Here is a 2,688-nt window from a genome sequence, read left to right as displayed (position 1 = left end):
GTGGACAGGGGTGCCGTGATCGTCGCACTCGCGTGCGCGCACTCGTCGGCGGTCACGAGCAGCGCGCCGTCGCCGCCGAGGCTGACCGCGACGAGGTCGATGCCGTCGGCGACGAGCTCCCGGGCTGCGTCGCGGACGTGGGCCAGGGTGGGCAGGTCGTGGTCGACGAGCTCGGCGAGCTCCTCGTGGTTGGGCTTGATGAGATGCGGCCTCGCCGCCACGGCCGCCGCGAACGGGGCGCCGGACGAGTCGATGGCGATGCGTCCGCCCCGCTCGCGCACCCGGGTCACGAGGGCGGCATACAGGTCCGTCGGTGCCCCCGGGGGCAGGCTGCCGCAGCCGACGACCCAGTCGGCGCTCTCGGCCCCGTCGGCACGCTCGAGCGTCGTGGCGAGCAGCGCCTCGACCTCGGCGGACGACAGGTCGGGGCCGGGCTCGTTGAGCTTCGTCGTCGTGCCGCCTGGCTCGAGGACGCTGATGTTCATCCGGACCGAGCCGCGCACCGGCACGGACGCGTAGGCGACCCCGGCGGCGCCGAGCAGGTCCTCGAGCAAGTGGCCTTCGGGTCCGCCGCTCGGCAGCACCGCCACCGTCGCGTCGCCCTGGGCTGCCAGCGCGCGAGCGACGTTGACGCCCTTGCCGCCCGGGTCGATGCGGCTGCTGCGGGCCCGGTGGACCTCGCCGCGACGCAGCGCGTCGATGAGGACGGCGCGGTCGATGCTCGGGTTGGGCGTGAGCGTGACGATCATGCGGTCACCACTTCCGGTCCGGCCGCACGGATCTCGGCGGCGACGTCGTCGTCGAGGTCGGTGTCGGTGATGACGACGTCGACGTCGGCGAGCTGGGCGAATCGGTGCAGGTGGTCGTCCCCGGCCTTGCTCGAGTCGGTGAGGACCACGCACTTGCGGGCGGCGCCGACCATGGCGCGCTTCACGAGGGACTCGGACTGGTCGGGCGTCGTCAGGCCGCGGGCGATGGAGAGGCCGTTGGTGCCGATGATCGCGACGTCGACGACGACGTCCGAGAGGGCGCCGGTGGCCCAGTCTCCGACGGCCGCCCCGGTCGTGCCGCGGACGCGCCCGCCGAGGAGGTAGAGCGAGATGCCGGGGTGCGTGGACAGGACGGTCGCGGCGGCGAGGCTGTTGGTCAGGACCGTGAGGTCGAGGTCGGGCGGCAGCATCTCGGCGACGGCCAGCGTGGTCGAGCCGGCGTCGAGGATGATGCTGCCGCCGCTGGGCAGCTCGTCCAGGGCGCGGGCCGCGATGCGGCGCTTGACGTCGGCGAGGCGGCCGGAGCGGGTGGCGAGCGTCGGCTCGACCTCGAGGCGCTCGACGGGGATGGCACCCCCGTGCACCCGGCGCAGGGAGCCGCGGCGCTCGAGGGCGGTGAGGTCGCGGCGGACGGTCTCGGCGGCGACCCCGAGGGAGTCGGCGAGCGCGGCGACCTCCACCCGGCCGGCACGACGTGCCTCGGCGATGATGCGCTGCTGCCGCTCCGCTGCGTACATCGGACTCCCTCGTCCTGGTGGTCTGCGTCGTGGCCCCTTCGGGCCGTGACACAAGGAAACCACCGGCTCGGCGCCAAGTAAATAGATTCGGGCACCCGTTTTTGTGGGTTTGAATCCGAAATGGCCCGAACCGGGCGAACCGGACCTGCGCGGATCCGAGCGGCGGCGAGGCCCGCGGCATACAGTTCGGCCATGCAGAGCAGCACCTTCACCCTGGCCACCGCCGACGGCACCGACGTCTTCGTCAACCGCTGGCTGCCCGACGGAGACGCCCGGGGAGTCGTGCAGATCCTGCACGGGATGGCCGAGCACTCGAGCCGCTACGCGCGCTTCGCCCAGCGCCTCACGGACCACGGGTATGCCGTCTACGGCTCCGACCACCGAGGGCACGGTCGCACGTCCGGGACCCGCGCCAGCTTCGCCGCCAAGAACGGGTGGCAGAGCGTGCTCGACGACCTGCGCGCCGTGACCGACCGGGCGCGCGAGGAGCACCCGGGCCTGCCGGTCTTCCTCGTCGGCCACAGCATGGGCTCGTTCCTCGCCCGGGCGTATGCCGCCCAGCACGGGTCCGAGCTCGCCGGCATCGTCCTGACCGGCACCGCCGGCGGCGCCGGGGCCCTCGGCAAGGTCGGCGTCTTCCTCGCGGCGACCCAGGCGCGCCTGCGCGGGCACACCCACACGAGCGGGCTCTTGAACACCCTGACCTTCGGTCAGTACAACTCGGCCTTCAAACCGACGCGCACCGAGTTCGACTGGCTCTCGCGGGATCCCGCCGAGGTCGACAAGTACGTCAACGACCCCGACTGCGGGTTCGTCTTCAGCGCCGGGGCTTTCACCGACGTCCTCAAGGGCCTGGCCGAGGTCAACACCGACCAGCTCGCCTCCCGCGTGCCCAAGGACCTGCCGGTGCACCTCGCGTCGGGTGACATGGACCCGGTCGGCGCCAACGGCAAGGGCGTGCGCCAGGTCGCCGACCAGCTGCGCCGCGCCGGCGTCCAGGACGTCACGCTGACCCTGTGGCCCGAGGCCCGTCACGAGATCCTCAACGAGACGAACCGCGACGAGGTCGAGATCGAGATCGTCGACTGGCTCGACGCCCACCTCGTCCCCGCCGCCGCCTGAGCGCTGACGCGATCGTCAGCTTCGCGCGTTCCACGTCAGTGCTGCGCCCCGTGCAGCAG

At 72.8% G+C, this 2,688-nt stretch carries 3 protein-coding genes; 1 reads left to right on the top strand and 2 read right to left on the bottom strand.

Going from position 1 to position 2,688, the window contains the following annotated elements; translation table 11 throughout:
- Positions 1–749: 1-phosphofructokinase family hexose kinase (locus tag AC1DP0_RS20635; protein WP_478088209.1), on the bottom strand; the 749-nt coding region annotated here is incomplete at its 3' end.
- The gene (locus AC1DP0_RS20630) at positions 746–1,507 is read right to left on the bottom strand and encodes a DeoR/GlpR family DNA-binding transcription regulator (RefSeq protein ID WP_478088207.1); all 762 of its coding nucleotides are present in this window, start codon (positions 1,505–1,507) and stop codon (positions 746–748) included. The genes AC1DP0_RS20630 and AC1DP0_RS20635, both read right to left, overlap by 4 nt.
- Before the next feature lie 192 nt (positions 1,508–1,699).
- On the opposite strand from AC1DP0_RS20630, the gene AC1DP0_RS20625 reads away from it, so the two are divergent.
- Positions 1,700–2,629 carry a lysophospholipase gene (locus AC1DP0_RS20625; protein WP_478088205.1) on the top strand — a complete coding sequence of 310 codons (930 nt, stop codon included), beginning with the start codon at positions 1,700–1,702 and terminating at the stop codon, positions 2,627–2,629.
- Positions 2,630–2,688 lie beyond the last annotated feature (59 nt).

The organism is Terrabacter sp. P5_B1 (assembly GCF_056400505.1).
This window is presented reverse-complemented; position numbering and strand designations above follow the sequence as displayed.

Coding starts and splice junctions, on each gene's coding strand:
- AC1DP0_RS20625 (WP_478088205.1), top strand. CDS start 1,700: ATGCAGAGCAGCACCTTCACCCTGGCCACCGCCGACGGCACCGACGTC.
- AC1DP0_RS20630 (WP_478088207.1), bottom strand. CDS start 1,507: ATGTACGCAGCGGAGCGGCAGCAGCGCATCATCGCCGAGGCACGTCGT.